Source organism: Sandaracinaceae bacterium, assembly GCA_016706685.1.
Lineage (GTDB): Bacteria > Myxococcota_A > Polyangia > Polyangiales > Houyiibacteriaceae > JADJJE01.
In genome coordinates, this window is the sequence record JADJJE010000058.1 from 19,037 (window position 1) to 36,791 (window position 17,755).

At 70.4% G+C, this 17,755-nt stretch carries 14 protein-coding genes and 1 tRNA gene; 7 read left to right on the forward strand and 8 right to left on the reverse strand.

Annotated features, from left to right (window positions below):
• Positions 1-47: 47 nt before the first annotated feature.
• Positions 48-485 (forward strand): hypothetical protein, encoded by a 438-nt coding sequence (locus IPI43_34280; GenBank protein ID MBK7779133.1) that lies wholly within the window; start codon positions 48-50, stop codon positions 483-485.
• A gap of 25 nt (positions 486-510) precedes the next feature.
• Here the strand turns inward: IPI43_34280 and IPI43_34285 are convergent, their stop codons facing one another.
• From IPI43_34285 to IPI43_34295, 3 genes are all read right to left on the reverse strand, one after another.
• On the reverse strand, positions 511-2,034 hold the full coding sequence (locus tag IPI43_34285) for a M48 family metalloprotease (GenBank protein ID MBK7779134.1): 1,524 nt from the start codon (positions 2,032-2,034) through the stop codon (positions 511-513).
• A gap of 62 nt (positions 2,035-2,096) precedes the next feature.
• Complete coding sequence (locus IPI43_34290; GenBank protein ID MBK7779135.1) at positions 2,097-2,756, reverse strand: hypothetical protein; 660 nt, start codon at positions 2,754-2,756, stop codon at positions 2,097-2,099.
• On the reverse strand, positions 2,756-3,583 hold the full coding sequence (locus tag IPI43_34295; protein MBK7779136.1) for an alpha/beta hydrolase: 828 nt from the start codon (positions 3,581-3,583) through the stop codon (positions 2,756-2,758). The genes IPI43_34290 and IPI43_34295 overlap by 1 nt, the downstream gene beginning before the upstream one ends.
• 212 nt (positions 3,584-3,795) lie before the next feature.
• Here IPI43_34295 and IPI43_34300 point away from each other — a divergent pair, with 212 nt between their 5' ends.
• Entirely contained in the window at positions 3,796-6,585 is a 2,790-nt protein-coding gene (locus IPI43_34300) for an FG-GAP repeat protein (protein ID MBK7779137.1), read from the forward strand.
• Entirely contained in the window at positions 6,536-8,728 is a 2,193-nt protein-coding gene (locus tag IPI43_34305) for a cadherin repeat domain-containing protein (GenBank protein MBK7779138.1), read from the forward strand. The genes IPI43_34300 and IPI43_34305 overlap by 50 nt, the downstream gene beginning before the upstream one ends.
• Positions 8,729-8,732: 4 nt before the next feature.
• Here IPI43_34305 and IPI43_34310 read toward each other — a convergent pair whose 3' ends face one another.
• On the reverse strand, positions 8,733-10,337 hold the full coding sequence (locus IPI43_34310) for a GMC family oxidoreductase (protein MBK7779139.1): 1,605 nt from the start codon (positions 10,335-10,337) through the stop codon (positions 8,733-8,735).
• Positions 10,338-10,382: 45 nt separating this feature from the next.
• Here IPI43_34310 and IPI43_34315 point away from each other — a divergent pair, with 45 nt between their 5' ends.
• From IPI43_34315 to IPI43_34330, 4 genes are all read left to right on the forward strand, one after another.
• Positions 10,383-11,201 (forward strand): phosphate/phosphite/phosphonate ABC transporter substrate-binding protein, encoded by an 819-nt coding sequence (locus IPI43_34315; GenBank protein MBK7779140.1) that lies wholly within the window; start codon positions 10,383-10,385, stop codon positions 11,199-11,201.
• A gap of 36 nt (positions 11,202-11,237) precedes the next feature.
• Positions 11,238-12,263 (forward strand): 3'(2'),5'-bisphosphate nucleotidase, encoded by a 1,026-nt coding sequence (locus IPI43_34320; GenBank protein MBK7779141.1) that lies wholly within the window; start codon positions 11,238-11,240, stop codon positions 12,261-12,263.
• A gap of 62 nt (positions 12,264-12,325) precedes the next feature.
• Positions 12,326-13,201: a hypothetical protein gene (locus tag IPI43_34325; protein MBK7779142.1), complete on the forward strand. Its 876-nt coding sequence runs from the start codon at positions 12,326-12,328 to the stop codon at positions 13,199-13,201.
• Positions 13,201-13,929, forward strand: coding sequence for a hypothetical protein (locus IPI43_34330; protein MBK7779143.1), 729 nt, complete (start codon positions 13,201-13,203; stop codon positions 13,927-13,929). The genes IPI43_34325 and IPI43_34330 overlap by 1 nt, the downstream gene beginning before the upstream one ends.
• 2 nt (positions 13,930-13,931) lie before the next feature.
• Here the strand turns inward: IPI43_34330 and IPI43_34335 are convergent, their stop codons facing one another.
• The 4 genes from IPI43_34335 to IPI43_34350 form a co-directional block, all read right to left on the reverse strand.
• Positions 13,932-14,273, reverse strand: a complete 342-nt coding sequence (locus IPI43_34335) for a hypothetical protein (protein MBK7779144.1) — start codon at positions 14,271-14,273, stop codon at positions 13,932-13,934.
• 512 nt (positions 14,274-14,785) lie between these two features.
• On the reverse strand, positions 14,786-15,352 hold the full coding sequence (locus IPI43_34340) for a GNAT family N-acetyltransferase (protein MBK7779145.1): 567 nt from the start codon (positions 15,350-15,352) through the stop codon (positions 14,786-14,788).
• A gap of 136 nt (positions 15,353-15,488) precedes the next feature.
• Positions 15,489-15,624: transfer RNA gene (locus IPI43_34345), tRNA-OTHER, on the reverse strand.
• Positions 15,625-15,693: 69 nt separating this feature from the next.
• Positions 15,694-17,337: a TROVE domain-containing protein gene (locus IPI43_34350; GenBank protein ID MBK7779146.1), complete on the reverse strand. Its 1,644-nt coding sequence runs from the start codon at positions 17,335-17,337 to the stop codon at positions 15,694-15,696.
• Positions 17,338-17,755 lie beyond the last annotated feature (418 nt).

Here is a 17,755-nt window from a genome sequence, read left to right on the forward strand (position 1 = left end):
GCCCGTCCGCCGCTGGGCTTACACCTCGGGTGCGCTATGTTCGCCGCATGGACGCCCCCGAGAACGACGCCCTCGAGCGCTTCGTCGCCAGCATCGCCACCAACCTCCAGAAGAATGGCTTCCCCAGCCGCAGCGTGGCGTTCTCGCTCGAGCGCATGTACGAGTCCGCCGCGGCCAAAGGCCTGAGCTTCAACAAGGTGCTGGAGGTGCTGGCCGAGCGCGGCGTGGCGCACGAGAAGACCCCCGAGAAGGTCATCTTCACCAGCCCGCTGCCCAGGATGCCCGAAGGCGCCGACCCCTTCGGCGGCATGGACCTGGGCGCGCTCGGCGGCATGTCCCCCGATCAGTTGATGGCCGCCGCCAACGAGGCCGCGCAGCGCATGAGCCCCGAGCAGCTGCAGGCGCTGCAGGCCATGGTGGGGAACATGAGCCCCGAGCAGATGCAGCTGATGATGGAGCAGGCGCGCAAGCTGGGCCTGGGCTGACGAGCCTCGGCGCACGGACCGCCGCCTACTCGCTGCAGCCGGGCAGCTGGGTCAGCTGGGCGTGGAGCGCCGCGAACTCCTCGTCGTGCTGCCCCACACGCTCTGCGGCACGGGTCAGCACCGCCGCTCCCGTGCAGTCGCCCATGACGGCCAGGTCCCATGCGCGGCTGTACCAGGCGTCGGGATCGCGCGACGTCACCAGGCCGAGCTCCACGAGCGCGCGCGTTGGCTCCTCGGTGCTGTTCGGATCCAGCGAGAGGAGATCCTCGGCGCTCGGGGTGACCAGCCACGCCGCGCTCGTCATGTCTGCGGCGTTGCCCACGGAGGAGCGAGCCGTTCCCGCTGCGAATCCCACCAGCGCGAACGTGACGACCAAGACGAAGAACGAGAGCACGCTGCTGCCGTTCGCCGGCGGCGGTGGTCGCGGGAAGTCAGGCGCGACGCCCGCTGCGAGCATCCGGTCGTACAAGTCTGGATGACTCTTCTGCCCTCCGCCGGGCATGACGGCCGGTAGCAGCCGGTCCTGGTGCAGCTTCTCGAGAGCACGGGCGTACGCGGGCGAGGTGTGTCCCTCGTGGGCTCCTGCGTCTGCGGCATGCTCGGCGCGGTGCATCGTGCGCGCGCCCAACAGCGAGACCACGACGAGCGCCCCCAGCAGTCCGAGGGTGGCGAGGATGCCTTGGCTCACCACGGTCGGTCGCAGCAGCAGCAGGCTCAGCGGCGCTACGGACACGCACAGACGCATGAGGTGGATGCGGCGCGGCTCGCGGAGGTGGGCCAGCTCGTGCAGCGCAACGGCGCGCAGCTCCTCCGGGTCTAGGATCTCCACGAGGCGCTCGGTGAGCGCAATGTCGTTCGACAGCGGGAACGCAAAGGCGTTCGCCGTGCGCCAACGCCAGACCATGACACGCCGCAGCGGCGTCTGAGCGCGCTCCGCGGTCTCCCGAATCAGCGCTTCCACCTCGGGGGTGGGCGCGGTCAGGAGGCCGAGCGAGTGCCACAGCGGCAACGCCGCGAAGCCCCACGCGAAGTGCAGCGTGATGGCCAGCGTCAGCACCATGCCAGTCTGGTTGTCGAACGCGGAGGTGACGAAGGGTGCCCACACGAGCGGAGCGATGGCCCAGTAGTAGAGGGTCCCCGGCCCGAACGCGAGGTCGGCCAGGCGCTCGCGCGCGGTCCTGGCGGTGGTCAGCGACGGGTGCAGCGCCCGAAACGCGAGCTGCGCGCCAGCAGCGGCTGCGGCCATGCTCAGCACGGTGAGGACGGACGCCAGGAGGCCGAGGGGCTCCGTGGTGTAGAGGGCGAGGAACCCAACGGTCATCACCGCCACCAGGCCAGATTGCAGCGCCACCGCGCGGCACCCCTGAGCCCAGCTGGCCCGCAGCGACCAGTGCACCTCGGGGCCGGGCGCCCTGCGCTTCTGCGGCCAGCTGAGCAGGACGGTCCACACGAAGCCGATGGTGGCCCCCAGCAGCGGCCACGACAGGAGTGGGCCGAACCACACGTGGCTCCCCAGGATCTCCGCCAGCTGCGCGCCATAGTCGCTCACGTTCCGTCATCCTTCACCAAGACGCACCCGAAGGCGACGAGGTGTTCTCACCGCGAAGACGCTCAGGCACGAACGAACCAGCGCTTACCGTCTCGGAGCGTCAACTGGAACGCAGCTGCGTCCTGGCAGCAGCGCGCGAACAGCGAGTGCGCCTCGTCGTCGCTCAGCGCGTCGTCCACGCGGAAGCCCGAGAACCCGACGCCGGTCGCCTCGGCGTGGAACTCGTAGCGGAACTCGTAGTCGCCGGCATAGGCCAGCGCGATGCGTCCCTTCCAGGCGACGTTCCAGTGTTCCCCAGCGGGCTGAAAGTGGATGCGGTGCTCCGCCACGTCGTCGTGACCCAGCAGGTAGATGTGGAACGCGCGCTCGTCGAGGTCGGTCACGTCGAGTTCGGGCGAGTCGAGCGCATCTGCGACCAGCACGCGGTCCGCCAGGCTCGAGAACGCGAAGGGCACCTCCGCCGTGCCCACCACCCAGCCGTTGGAGCCCCACTTCGTGGAGGACAGGCTGCACGCGTGATAGTTGCCCCAGACGATGGGCGACCGGAAGTCGTCGTCGATGTCACCATCCAGGCCTTCGTCCTCTGCGTAGTACTTTGCGCTCTCGAGGTGCAGGTCGAAGACCAGGCCTCGCTCGCTCTCGAGGCGACCTGACCACTCGAGGGCCTCGATGGCGTGACCTGCGGGCCACGGGTTGCCAGGAAAGTAGATGCGTCCCTGCATCACCCCGGCTCGGCGATGAACGCGGCTACCAACGCGTTGAACGCGGCCGGCGCGTCGTACTGCGTGAAGTGGTTGGACTCGTCCACCACCTGGATGGCGTTGCGCCACAGCTTGCTCTCGAGGCCAAGGCTCTCGAGATACGGAAGCCGCACGGTGCGCTCGTACTGCCCTTGAATCAGGCCGATGGGGCAGGGGTACTCGCGCACCATGCCCACCTCGTCGGCGAGCACGCCCAGCGAGTTGGCGAGGTCACCGCGCGCGGCCGGGTCCGTGCGGGCCACCGAGGCGGCGAACCACTCGGGGATCGCGCTGTAGAAGACGGACGCCTGCCAGTGGCAGATGTCCCGGTCAGTCAGCGGGCTCGTCAGGAAGTGCGGCCCGCCCGGCATGGGGAAGAACGCGCGGCCCAGCTGCTCGTGCGTGGAGACCGGCGGCGAGCCGAAGATGAGCGCCCCCGCGGGCGAGGGCAGCCGTGAGCCCGCCTCGATCACGGCGTGCCCACCCAGGCTGTGGCCCACGAAGAAGGCCCGCTCGAGCTTCAGCGCGTTGGCGAACGCAGCGAGCGCCTCGGCATAGAAGGGCAGGGAGTAGGCGTTCTTGCCCGCGCTCTCGCGCTTCGTCATGCCGTGGCCCGGAAGGTCGAACGCCACGCGCCGGCACGTGGCCAGCGGGTTGGGCGTGCCATCGGGGAGCGTATCGGCCAGCTGGTGCTCCCACGACTCCGTGGAGCACGAGTTGGGATGCACGAACACCACCACCGGCCCCGTGCCGCCGTCGTCGTAATACGCGATGGACTGGTCGCCGAGCAGCGGCGAGCTGACGCTCACCCGCTTGGTCGCCGCAAACCTGTTGGACCCTGCTGCTTCGATCGATTCCGACATTCGATGCTCCCACCCGTGGCGTTCACGTGTGGCGAGGGTACCCGGGCCGCCCTCACCGTGGAGCTTTTCTACCATCGGCGCGCCTTGTGCGGAAAAATGATGAAACGTCAATTTTCGTCGTGCAGTCAAACATGGGTGCATGCTATTTACGGTGGGCCATGCTCGCCTCCGCTCCGCTGCGCCTCGGTTTCACGCTGCACCGCGTGCTCTCGCTCCTGCCCGTGCTGGCGCTGCTGGCCTGGGCACCGCTCGCTGGCTGCGGCTCGAGCGCTGCGCCCGGGGCAGACGCCGGGCCGGACGCGGACGTCGACGGCGGGACCGACGCTGGTCAAGACGCGGCTCTCGACGGTGGCCAGGATGCAGCGCTCGACGCAGGCGCCACTGACGCAGGCGCCACCGACGCTGGCCTCGATGGGGGTGCCGACGAAGGCGTGGACCCCGGGACAGACGCGGGCGCCGATGGGAGCGTGGACCCCGACGCGGGCGCGGACGCTGGCCTCGATGGGGGCCCCGAAGACATGGGCCCCCCCGGGCCGACTGCGCCCACCATCGGAAGCGTGGAGCTGACGGGCGGCTCGGCCTGCCGCGCGTTCACCTGCACCGCCGTGGGTGTGACCGACCCTCAGGGCGACGCGGTCACGCTGCGCTACGCGTGGGAGGTGGACGGCCAGGCTGTCGCAGCGAGCGGCGCCGAGCTCCCCGTCGGCGCCGTGATGCCGGGTCAGACCGTGGGCTGCGTGGTGGACGCCACCGACGGCAGCATGGATGGCGGCGTGCTGGTGTACGGCAGCGCGGTGGCCTCCAACGAGATGGTGGCCGCGGACGAGCCGCCCAGCGCGAGCGTGGTCATCCCTGGCCACGTGCGTGCGGGCGAGCTGCTCTCGTGCACCGTCACCGCCAGCGACGACTGCAACCCCACCCCCGCGTTCAGCACCGCGTGGTTCGTGGATGACGTGCCCGCCGGCACTGCGCCCACGCTGGACACCGACACGCTCCCGTCGGGCGCCGTGGTGCGCTGCTCCGCCACCGTCACCGATGGTCAGAATGATCCGCGCGTGGTCGACTCGCGCGAGGAGACGGTGCGCCCCTCCACGTGGTCGCTCGAGGCCCTGACCCCCTTCGGGCGAGCGGGCTATTCGCTGGCGGTGACGGACGACCTAGACGGCGATGGCCTCGGCGAGATCGCCATCGGGGCCCCGGACACCAGCACCACCACGGCCACCCAAGCCGGCGCGGTGTACGTGGCGCACGGACGCGACCTGGTGTCCGCCACCGATCTCGAGGAGCTGCGCATGGGCACGGGCGGCTTCGTCATCGCCGGCACCTCGGGCTCCTACGACGTGGCCACCATGGGCTGCACGCCGTATCTGGTGTCGGCCTGCCCCACCATTCGCAACGTGGGCGAGCTGGACGGTGAAGACACCGGCCCCGCGGGCGCCGGCTTTGGCGCGGGGCTCGCGTGGCTGGGCGACGTGAACGGCGATGGCTTGGGCGAGCTGGTGGCCAGCGCGCCCTACGAGCTGGTGGGCAACTTGTGGCGTGGGCGCTCCTACGTGATCAGCGGTGCGGGTCTGATGCACGACCCGCTGGCGGGCGGCACGCTGGACGTGGCCGGCTTCACGGTGTTCGGTGAGTGCGGGCGCAGGCGCGATCTCGACCAGGCCATGCGCATGATCCCGGCCCCTGGGCGCGCCACCAACGCCGACATCGCGGGTCACCGGCTGGTGAGCGTGGGCGACGCCAACGGCGACGGGCTCGGTGACTTCGCGGTGAGCGCGCCCAACCACGGCAACGACGACGAGGGCTCGGTCTTCCTCATCTACGGTCGCGCGGGCGACGAGCCGCTCGACGTGGGCGAGATCTACAACCGCGGCTGCGGCGCGGTGGAGGTGTCGAACCCCGGTCCGCGTGACGGCATCGACGGCATCGCCGCGTTCGGACCCAACGAGAGCAACAGCGCCTCGGCGCCCTCGCGCTGGGGCACCCACCTCGCCAACGCAGGAGACTTCGATGGCGACGGGTACGACGACCTGCTGGCTCCGAGCTCCGGCCTGAGCGCCACCAACGTGGCCCACATCCTGCGGGGCGGCGCGCGCCGGCGCTCGCTGCGCCTCGCCAGCCCGAGCCCGGATGCGAGCGGCATGTGGGGCGTGCTGCTGGGGAACTTCTCGTTCAACGGCACCACCACCACGGGACGCTTCGGCGTGGGCCTGCCCTCGGGCGGGGGTGGCGACGTGAACGCCGACGGCTTCGACGACCTGGCGTTCGTGGCGCGCGACTTCGACCGCAACACCTTCATGAACGTGCTCTTCGGCCGCGCCACGGACGACGATGGCACGCTGCGCACCGACGAGACCGTGGACAACTCGGGGCGCGGCTTCGCGGTGCCCGGCTCCATCAGTTTCACGACCACCTCGGGGCGCGCGCGCATCGTGGGTGACCTCAACGGCGACGGCTACGACGACATCGCAGCTTCCGCCGTGGGCGAGCTGACCAATCGCGGGCGCGTGTACGTGATCTACGGTGGGCCGGGCCTGACGCCCGGCGTGTCGGCCACCAGCTTGCTGGCCGGGGTGGGCGGCTTCGTGGTGGCGGGCACGCAGGACAACGAGAACCTCGGCGCGGAGCTCACCAGCGGCGACATCGACGGCGACGGCTTGGACGACCTCGTGCTGGGCGCGCCCGGCTTCGACAGCGACGCGGGCTGGGACGCGGGCCGCGTGCTGGTGGTGTTCGGCACGGACACCCACGGCGCCATCGACCTGCGCGGCAGCAGCGAGCCCGACGTGCTGCGCGGAACGGTGGAAAGCCAGTCTCTGGTGGGCGGCCGCGGCGACGACTTGCTGGTGGGCCTGGGCGGCGCCGACGTGCCTCTCGGGTGGCGAAGGCGACGACCTCATGGAGTTGGGCGACGCCACGTTCCGCCGGGTGCGCGGCGGCCGGGGTGAAGACACGCTCACACTCGCCAGCAGCTCGGGCGACCTCGACCTGCGCACGGTGCGAAGCCGGGTGGAGGGCGTGGAGCGCTTTGCCCTCAGCGGCCAGACGCTCACGGTCTCGCGCATCACCGCGCTGCGCGTGTCGGACCACTCGCGCGTCACCGTGCAGGGCAGCGGCCGGCTGCTCACCACCCCGGGCGACGGCTGGATGTCCCACGGCCTGCTCGCGGTGAGCGGGCGCACCTACCGGGTGCTGCGCTCGGGAGACGCCGAGCTGCGGGTGGAGGTCACGCTCGAGACGGCCATCCCGCCCACCGTGTCGGACGCGCCATGGGCAGTCCCCGAGAACCCCACGGCAGGACAGGTGCTGGGCGCCGTCACGGCGGTGGACCCCGACGGTGACTCGAGCGCCATGCTGTTCGCCATGAGCGCCGACCCGAGCGGGGCGCTGGCCATCGACAGCGCGACGGGCGCGCTCAGCGTGACGTCGCCCGCGTGGTTCGACTTCGAGGCGCAGCGCGGCGAGTGGGCCGTGGTGGTGAGCGTCACGGACGAGAGCGGCCTCGAGACCCTCACCAGCATCCCCATGAGCGTGGCCGACGTGAACGAGGCCCCTGGCTTTCCGGAAGGAGCCCTGGTGTGGAACGTGGAAGAGGGCACGCCCGGCCCCTTTGGCAACATCGGCGCGCGCGACGTGGACGCGGGCGACACGCTCACCTACTCGGTGGCCACCGACCCGGCGGGCCTGTTCGCCATTGACCCCGTCACGGGTGAGGTCACCCTCGCCATGGGCGCCACGCTCGACTTCGAGAGCGCCGCGCTGCACCAGCTCTCGTTCACGGCCACGGACGCGGCCGGCTTGTCCACGCAGCGCGCCGTGACGGTGCACGTGGGCGACATCGACGTGGTGGAGCGCGACCTGCGCCTGACGTTCGACCTGCGGGAGTGGTCCACGCGCGACGACGACCTGGCCCAGACGTCGGCCGGGCTCGAGATCTTCGGCCTCACGACCTCGGGCCAGACCGAGTACTGCTACACGGTGCCGGCCAGCGACGCGATCCACACCGAGAACTTCTCCACGTCGTGGAACGGCGGCTGGCCCAGCGCACCCATGTCGGTGGAGGCCGAGTACAGCGGGACGTTCTGCGCCAGCACCTCCGTGGTCTATGACGAAGGGTCGTGGAACGCGAGCGTGCCGGTGGACGTGCACCTGGGCATCCCGGACGAGGTGGCGCCGGGCTCCACGTTCACGCTCACGTCGTCGGCCACGCCTGTGGACGAGGGCGCCGCGCTGTGGGGCACGTCACCCGGGCTCGCGTTCGAGTTCGGCATGCGGCTCAGCAACGTGAACTTCTACCTCGCGGGCTGCGACAACCTGGTCACCGACACGTGCGCCGTAGCGTTCGACCGCCGCAACATCACCACCAGCTTCCGCGACCAGTGGGGCACCGACTCGTTCGCGTGGACCGCAGGCAAGCTGGACGACCCGGGTCGCTTCGTGCTCACCGTGGCCGAGCCCATCGAGGTGGACGGCCACGACATCGTCATCGACTGGGACGACTACTGGTTCAGCATCGCGCGGCAGCTGGGGTTGCCCTCCAACACGGGCAGCTTCCAGTACCAGCTGGGCGGCAACAACTCGAGCTCCGGGATGATCGCCACCATGGACTACGCCATCTTCAACACGGACGTGGTGTTCCGCAGCGCCGCGTCGTCCGTGGTGGCCCTCGAGGTGCTGGGCGTGGACGGCATGCTCACGTTCGAGGACGGGACCATGGTGCCCTTCCGCCTGGGCACGCCGCAGCAGGTGACCGTGCCCGCTGATGGCGACGTGGATGGTGACGGCGACGTGGACGTCTCGGTGACCTTCTTCCTGGACGCCGAGTTCACCAACGAGTTCGCCCACGCCGAGCGCGCGGGCTACGCGCTCTCCGGCGGCTTCGGGAGGACCCGCGTGGTGTCGGTCGCGGGCGACGTGTTGGTCAACCGCCGCTTCGGGCCCGCGCTCGAGCAGCTGTGCGCGCCGCGCGTGGGTGGCCAGGAGATCCCCATCACCTGCTTCACCAGCGGCGAGACCACCACCCACGAGTACCGGCCGAGCGGCTTCAACGAGCCCCGCATCCTCGGTGGCATCGACCTGGCCACGCCCTGACGGTTCAGGCCGTGCGAGCGTCTGCCTTCGGCGGGACGAAGCCCATGGCGCGCTCGGCCATCGCGGTGATCGTCAGCGACGGGTTCACGCCCGGGTTGGCCGACACCGCCGCGCCGTCGATCACGAACAGCCCCGGGTAGTTGAACACCCGGTGCTGTGCGTCGATGACGCCGTCGCTGGCGGAGGTACCCATGCAGGCACCGCCCAGGATGTGCGCCGTGCTGGGCGTGCCCAACAGCGTCTCGGTGGCGAGGCTCGTGGGGATGCCGCGCACCTTCTCGGCGAAGCGCCACGCGATGTCGGTGGCCTCCTGCATGAAGGCCTCGGGGCCCTTCTCACCCGGGTCCAGCTTGGTGACCAGCCCCTTCGCGAAGCCGGTCATGGGGCTGCGGCCCAGGCGCAGCTTCAGCGAGCCCTCGAGCGTGCGCATGTACAGCATGATGGTGCTCTGCGAGGCCATGTCCTTGGCGCGCTTCATGGCGCGGTAGCGCCCGCCGTGCCGCCGCAGGATGCGCACGGTCTCGGCCACGCGACCCGCGAACGACTTGCCCGGCGCGTGCGGCAGGAAGTACGGCTGGAAGAAGTTCGAGCCCTTGCCATAGCGCACGATCTCGAAGTGGCTGTGGTCGTCCGTGTGCACGATGGACGAGATGGCGATGCCCTTGGCGTAGTCCACCTTGTCGTCCTCGGCGCACACCCCGATGATGGACTCGCTGTTGGTGCGCACGAAGTCGCCCACGCGGTCGGACAGGCGCGGCAGGCCCTCTGGGTCCGCCTTCATGGCCAGCAAGAGCGGCACGGTGCCCAGCACGCCGCCCGCGAACACCACGTTGTCGGCGCTGAAGTCCACGTAGTCCCGGTCTTCGGTGGAGCACTTGGTCTCGAGCACGTAGCCCCCGCCCGCCAGCTCACGCACGGCCACCACCTCGGTCTCCGGGCGCACCACGCAGCCCAGGCGCTCGGCCAGGTACAAGTAGTTGAGGTCGAGCGTGTTCTTGGCGCCCACGCGGCAGCCCGTCATGCACGCGCCGCACTGGATGCAGCCCACGCGCGAGGGGCCCTTGCCGTCGAAGTACGGGTCCGGCACCTCCTTGCCCTCTTGGCCCTTCTCGCCGAAGTAGATGGCCACGCGCGTCTTCTCGTAGTGGTCGGCGCGGCCCAGGTCCGCCGCGATCTCGCGCACGATCCGGTCGCCGATCTCGTCGCACGGGTTGGGCTCGGCGCCCAGCATGCGGGTGGCCGTGTCGTAGTGCGGCGCGAGCTCGCTCTTCCAGTCCGCCAGGTGCTTCCACGACTCGGCCCCGAAGAAGTCGTCCTTGGGCGTGGGGTGCGTGCACGCATAGACCAGCGAGCCGCCGCCCACGCCCACGCCGTGCACCACGGTCACGTGATCGAAGAAGCTCATCTGGAAGATCCCTTTGGCCCCCATCTGAGGCCGCCAGTACCAGCGCTTGAAGTCGGTGTTGTTGGTGGGGAAGTCCTTGCGGCCGAAGCGCAGGCCCTTCTCCAGCACCAGCACGCGGTAGCCCTTCTCGCTCAGGCGAAGCGCTGAAACGCTGCCGCCGAAGCCGGATCCCACAATCACGAAGTCGTAGTGCTCGGTCTGCATCGCACGATGCTAGCAGCGCCGCGCCCGCGCGAGTATCGTTCGCGCGTGAGATTCCTGCTGCCGCCCGACCGCAACCAGCTCGCCACGCAGGCTCGCGTGTCGCTGCTGGCCGAGTGGATGAGCGACTGGCTGGGCCGCACCGTGGTCATCACCGTGGCGCCCACCTACGGCCACATGGTGGACGCCGTGCGGGCCGGTGAGACCGATCTCGCGTGGACGCCGCCGGTGGTGTTCGCGGGGCTGCACGCCTCCACGCGCTTCGCGCTCACCGCGCAGCGTCAGGGGGTGTGCTCCAGCCGCGGGGCCATCATCGTCCGGCGGGGTGACCAGGCGGCGTCCATTGCCGAGTTGGAAGGTCGTCGCGCGGCGTGGGTGGACCCGCTCTCCATGAGCGGGCATCTGGCTGCGCTCTCCCAGATTCGTCGCTACGGCCTGGACGCGGCCACGCTGTTCGCTTCACAGGAGTTCTACGGCAGCTACTCGCGCGCGCTCGCGGCCGTGCTGGACAACGAAGCGGACCTGGCGTCGGTCTACGGGCAGCTGCGCGACACCGCCGACGAGTCCGTGCGGCGTGCCTTGGACGACCTGGTGGGCCCGCGTGCAGCGGGGCTGCGCGTGCTCGAGCGCACCGGCCCGTTCCCCTATGACGCCATGGTGGGGACGCTGGCGCTGCCACAGCCCATGGCCAACGACACGCGCGACAAGCTCCTGGCGCTGAAGCACACCCCGAGCGCTCCCTCCATGCTCCTGGATGTCTGCGCCGCCGAGCGCTTCGTCCCAGCAGAGCCGGCGGCCTATGCCTGGCTCGCGGCCACGCCGTCTTACCAGGCGTCGCGTCGCTCCTCGCGGCCCAGCAAGCGCTGACCAGCGGTCGCCAGATGGCTGTGCTATCTGGCGGAGATGTCTACCAGCCAGCCCTTCGATCTCTCGGCCGAGCTCGAGCACGCGCGTCGTGCCGTGCGGGCCGCCGCCCTCGTGACCCGCGCGGTGCAGGCGGACCTGGTGCACGCCAGCACGCTCGAGAAGAGCGACAAGAGCCCCGTCACCGTGGCCGACTTCGCTTCGCAGGCCGTGGTGGCCGCCACGCTCTCGCTGGCCGGCTCGGCCGTGCGCGCCATGGTGGGCGAAGAGGACGCCGCCGACCTGCGCGGCGAGGACGCCACCACGCGCCGTGGCCAGGTGGTCCAGCACGCCCGCGGGGTGCTCGGCGCGGAGCTCAGCGAGGAAGACGTGCTGGGCTTCATCGACCTCGGCGGCCACACGCCACCCCTCGACGCGGGCGGCCGGGCCAGCGGCACTTACTGGACCCTCGATCCCATCGACGGCACCAAGGGCTTCCTGCGCTCCGAGCAGTACGCCATCGCGCTCGCGCTGATTCACGACGGCCAGGTGGTCGTGGGGGCGCTCGGTTGCCCGCGCCTGCCCGTGGACATGGACGCCGAAGACGAGGGCGTGCTCATGCTGGCGGCCCGCGGCCAGGGCGCCTTCTCGGAGCCGCTCTTCCGCGATGGCAAGCGCGTGGCCATCCGCGTGAGCACCGTGCAGGACGCTTCGGAGGCGCGCTTCTGCGAGTCGGTCGAGGCGGGCCACAGCGACCAGGACCAGAGCGTGCAAATCGCGCAGGCGTTGGGCATCACGGCGCCGGGGCTGCGCATGGACAGCCAGGCCAAGTACGCGGGCCTCGCGCGCGGCGACGCCAGCATCTACCTGCGGCTTCCCACGCGGAAGGACTACCAAGAGAAGATCTGGGACCACGCCGCCGGGCTCATCGTGGTGGAGGAAGCCGGCGGGCGCGTGACCGACGTGCGCGGCGCGCCACTCGACTTCGGGCGCGGTGGAACGCTGGCCGGCAATTCGGGTGTCATCGCCACCAACGGCCCCATCCACGACGAGGTGCTGGCGGCCGTGATGAAGGTGCTCGGGTAGCAAGGGTGGAGGCCGTGCTCGGCGTGGTCGTGTTCTCGCGTGGACGTTGCTATCGTTCGCCAGTGCTTCGCCACGCTTCGCTGATCCTGGTCATCGTCTCCCTGTTCTTTTCGAGCGCTGCAGCCGCGCAGGCCGGGCGCAGGGCGCCGGGCTCGCAGCAAGCGGCCGCTCGCGCCGCGTTCGAGGAGGGCAGCGAGCACTACGAGCACGGCCGCTACCGCGAGGCCATGGACGCCTTCGAGCGGGCCTACGCGGCCATGCGCTCGCCCGAGTTCCTCTACAACATCTACACGGCGGCCCAGCGCGCGGGTGAGCTGACGCGGGCCCAAGAGGCGCTGTCGGAGTACCTCGAGTCCCACGTGGTTCCGCAAGACGAGCGGCCCGCGCTCGAGGCGCGTCTGGTGCTGCTGCGCCAAGAGATCGCCGACGCCGAGGCCGCGCGGCTGGCGGCCGAAGAGCAGGCGCGCGTCGCTGCGGCAGCCGAGGCCGCAGAAGCCCAGCGGCTGGCCGAGGCCGAGCGCCGGGCTCGCGAGGCCGAAGAGGAGGCCGCTCGCGGCGCCCCGCGCGTGAGCTCCGGAGCCACGGTGGGCTTCGTGGTCGGCGCCGGAGGCCTCGCCAGCTTTGCCACGTTCGCGGCCCTGGCCGCGCGCGAAGACCGCCGCGTGGGCCGCAGCTGCGGCGCCGAAGTGGGCGAGTTCTGCACGGAGTCGGACGTCCGCCGGCTGCGGGCCTACTCGGCCACGGCCGACGTCTCGCTGGTCATCGGCGGGGTGGGCGCCGCCACAGGGCTCATCGTCTTCCTCGTGCAGCGCAGAAAGCGCGCCGACATCCTCGACAATGCGCAGGAGGCGGACGAGCCGGGCGCCTCGGTGCAGGTGGCGCCCTTGATCGGCGGGCCAGCGGGCGCTTGGGGCCTCGCGGCCGGAGGGACGTTCTGATGCGGACCATGCTCCACCTGGCGCGCACTTGCGGGCTGCTGGCGGTCGCCCTGCTCGCGGCCTGCACCATCGTGCTGGACACGGACCGGCATCGCAGTGATGTGGTCCCCGTCGCCGCCACGGAGTTCTGCGCCGAGCTCGCGGACATCGCCTGCACCGGGCTGCGCGACTGTTGCCCACAGCCGGCGCTCGACTTCGACATGTGCCTCCGCACGGCGGATCGCGACTGCGCCAGCGACTTCGGGGCCCTCGGAATCGACCCCCGCACTGGCTACGACGCCAATCAGGCTGGCCTCGCGCTGGCCGAGGCGCGCGAGCTGGTGGCCGCGTGCGACCCCGGCATCGAGACCTGGTCCAACGCGCCGAGCGGCCTCCTTCGCATCTTGGCGGGCACCATCCCGTTCGGCGAGCCCTGCGACCCGAACATCCTGGACCTCCCCAACCTCTTCGCCTGCGAGGACGACGGAGTGTGCACGCAGATGGGCACGGCGGCAGAACCCGACTGGCGGTGCGCGCCACCCACCCCTCTGGCGGCCGAGTGCACCTTCGACGCGGAGTGCGCGCCGGGCTTGCGCTGCAGCGCCGCCTTCCAGTTCATCACCAGCGGCACCTGCCAGCCCCTCAAGGCCAACGGCCTGGCCTGCGTGCGCGCCTCCGAGTGCGCCACGCTGATCTGCGACACCACGTGCCGCGACGCCACCAACGAAGAGGCGTACTGCGGCGACTGAGCTCAGTGAAGGCGCTCGCGGTCTTCGCCGTCGTCGATGGCCACCACGCGCACCTGCCCGTCTGGGCCACGCTCGATGCGCACCACGCGCCCAACCTCTTCCTCGGGCTCCTTGCGGAACGGGCCGGGCTCGCGTTGGCGGATCTTCGCGGCGAAGCTTGCCGCGAGGTCGTCGGGGTGCGGTGACGACGGGCGACGGTGACGCACGCGGCGCCACCAGAACCCAGGCAGCTTCCACGCGCGCCCGCCATCGAGGCCGTTCAGCGGCAGCAGGTTGATCACCGCGATGATGGCGCTCACGCGGGTGAACACGTGCACCATCCCGGCGCTCGGCGGTCCCAGCACCTCCCGTCGCCCGGGCCCTGGCCCAGGCGCCAGCGACCAGTCCCCAGCAGTGACACGCCGCCAGGCATCGCTGCTTGCGCCAGCACACCGCCCCACGCCCACGATCCACGGCGAGTTCTGGGTAGGCAGTGGGACAGGCCCGCGGTAAGAGCACAGCCCATGGCGGAAGCCGTGCACGTCAGGCTCGTCACCACGCACCGCCCCCCCCCCCCCCCGCCCCCCCACAGTCGCCGCGCCTAGCAGGCCGTGCCCCTGGGTAGCTCGTCGTGCGCGGCCACCAACACGGCCGAAGGTCGGCCAGCCACAGACCAGGAACGAAGTGGAAGGCCCTCGAATCGTGGGAGCATCCCGAGGGGGGACCAAGTCCAGGGAGCGCGTCACGGGCATCCCGCGAGGATGACGCGCACCTGAACGAAGCCGGGGTCGGCTCACCCGGCGGCGCCGTCACCCCTCGTCGCTCAACATGAGGGGCGGGAGTCTCGAGGCCCGAGCGGGCCGCTCCCATGTCGAGGTCAGGCGCCGCGTCGAAACCGGTCGGAGGCTCCCGGCCGCATCACCCGATCGCTCCTGCGGGCGGACTCAGCCCAGCCAGGACCGAACGGAAACGCAAGGGACCTCCTTGGGGAGTCGCATGGGGGGGGCGGGGGCATGGAGTGCGGCCCTTCCGGACCGTCCTCGCTGGTGGCCTCGATCACGCCGCCGAGCTTCGTGTAGAAGCGCAGGGCGCGCTCGTTCTGCACCACGCACTTGAGGCGCACGGGGCCAGGGATGTCGCGCATGGTGGTGCGCAGCAGGCCGAGGCCTGCGCCTTGGCCTTGGTGGGCTTCCACGATGAAGAGGTGATGCAGGAAGCTGTCCTGCAGCCACACACCGCTGAACCCCACGATCTGTCCGGCGAACTCACAGACCAGCACACGCTCGCCGTCCGTGTCCTCGATGAAGTCGGTGCGCTGGTACTGGCTGGGGTCCACCCACGTGAAGGTGTGGCGGCGGCATGTGAGATAGACGTCGGCCAGCGCGTCGCGGTCCGCGAGCGTGGCCACCCGCATGACGTAGCGGCGGCCGGAGTGCGGGGACACGTGCACGACCTGGTCGTGAGCTTCTCGAGGGGTGTGGCGAAGCATGCGAGCGCGCGAAGATAGAAGAAGCAGGCAAGGGACGCGAACGGGACTGATCAACCCTAATGATAACCCGTCCGCTTCGGCCCGCTCCAAGTGGTTGCACCGGTGGGATTCGAACCCACGACCAACCCGTGTTTGACGATAACGACTCTCATTCGGACCGCGCATGCGCGACGGTCAAGTTGCTGAAGGCCGCTTTTTGTTGCTCTACCCGACTGAGCTACGGTGCAGTGAGGATCAAAGGGTCCTCGGACGGACGGCTGGCTCTCCGTACCGTCCGCCCGAGGAGCGTCAGGGGCTCACCCCGTGATGAAGTCCGCCATCACGCGCGGCGCCGCGGTATCGAACCCCACCACGTCGAGCATGCTCGGGTCGTCGGGGGCTGCGATGCTGAACTTGGTCGCGGTCATGCCGACCACGATCAACTTCGCCGCGATGCCCAGCTGCTGGCGGTACTGGTCCAGCGCTTGGTGCGGGTGCACCTTGCCGAACCAGGTCTCGTTGTCGGTGTACACCACGAAGGCGTCCACCTTGGTGCGGGTTCGCGCGGCCCACAGCATGGGCTGCGCGCAGTCCGTGGCGCCCATCGGGACGGCCGCCACGGTTTGGATCACCTGCTCGAGCGACATGCGCGGGTGCAGGTTGAGGGGCACGAGCTCGTGCGAGAAGCCCATCACCATCCAGTTCGGTTCTGCCCGCATGGTGGCCATGGCCATGGCGGCCGAGCCCACGCGCGGGGTGATGCCGGTCATCCCGGCCACCTGCCCGCAACCCATCGAGCCGGACACGTCCAGCGCGAAGAGCATCCGCGCCCCGGTAGCGGGGATCACCCCGAAGGTGAGGTCGAACGCGCTCTCGAGCGCAGCCACCACCTGGGGCACGGGCTTCCACTGCTTTCCACCGCGGACCCCGTGGCCCATGCGGTACGTGTTCAGCGCCACCAGCACCGACAGGGGGTGCACGCGCGCCTTCGCCAAGCGCGTCACGTCGTGAAGACGGGACACGACCAGCCGTGTGCCTTCAGAGCCCTGCGCCAAGACGCCGAGCGTGGTCAAGCGACCCAGGTTGCGCAGCATCGCCGTCATGGGCATCTGCTCGAGCAGCGCGCGCCACACCAACGGCGAGCCGTGGAGCGTGGTGGGCACCATCTCGTGCGTGAGCCCGTGATCGGTGATGAGCTGCGCCGCCCGCGCCTCGTCGGTCTCCCCCTGGAGCTCCTCGAAGGCCAGCACGAGGCGCGGCAGCGCCTCGATCGGGATCGCATCGTAGTGCGTGGTCTTGCCCGAGCGCACCACGGCGCGCGCGCCGAAGCCGTTCGTGCCCGTGGTGAGGTAGCGCAGCACCGCGTCCTGCTCGAGCGAGCGAGGACCCACGGCGCCACCCGCGAGGCGCAGCGCGTCTCGGTGCGAGAAGCCCGCGCGCTGCCGGTACTTGACCACCTGATACGCGAGCGCATCGGGCGTCTTGGCCATGTACCAGCGGCACACCGCCTTGCGGAGGCTACGACCCCAGCCTCGCAGTTCCTGCACCGTGGTGAGGAACTCGAAGAGCTGAGCGCCCGTGCGGCACACGCGCGGCAGTGCCGCGAGGGCCGCCGTGCGCGTCACGTCGTGCGGGTGAGCGCACGCCATGGCCAGCGCGAAGATGGCCGGGCTCTGCTTCGGAGCGCGACCCGCCTCGCTGATGGCGACGATCATCGCCACTGCGCGCACGCCGTCCTCGTCCAGGCAGGCCGCCACACCGCGAGCGTTCGCCAACACCAGCTTCTGCTCACTGGCGTAGTACGTCCCGCCCTCGGCACCGAGGATCAGGAAGCGCTCGAGGCGCGTCCACGGGGACACCACGAAGGCGTACCCGCCGGCCGCGTTGCGGGCCTGCTTGGGCGACGCCGGCTGCGACTGCGGGGTGCTGCCGTGCTTCATGTACTTTGCGTAGCGGGTCATGGCGTGGTCCTCGTTGAATCTCTGCGGAGGACTAGAGCAACGGGCGTGCCATGCGGGATTTGCAGCGATTCTTGGATGAGCGCCCCGAATCGTCCCGCGCAACCGGATATGAATCTATCTGAACGGATACACTCGTTGCCGTTGCGGTCGGTTGACGCGCGGCGCAGTGTGCTCCGCATGGAGCCGTTCGTCGTCGTGGGAGCGCTCGTCTTCGTGGGGGTCGGAGTCGTGTCCGCCGTCATGGAGAAGCGGCAGAACCGTCGAAGGGCGCTTATATGGCGTGCGTTGGCCCAGAGGCGGGGCGGCACTTGCAACGAACTGCCGGGGCAGGTCACGGCTGCGACTCCTCCCGACTCCGTGGATGTCCGCGTGGCCCACGCGGTGGTGCGCTTGGACCGGACGACGCGTACCAGCGGCA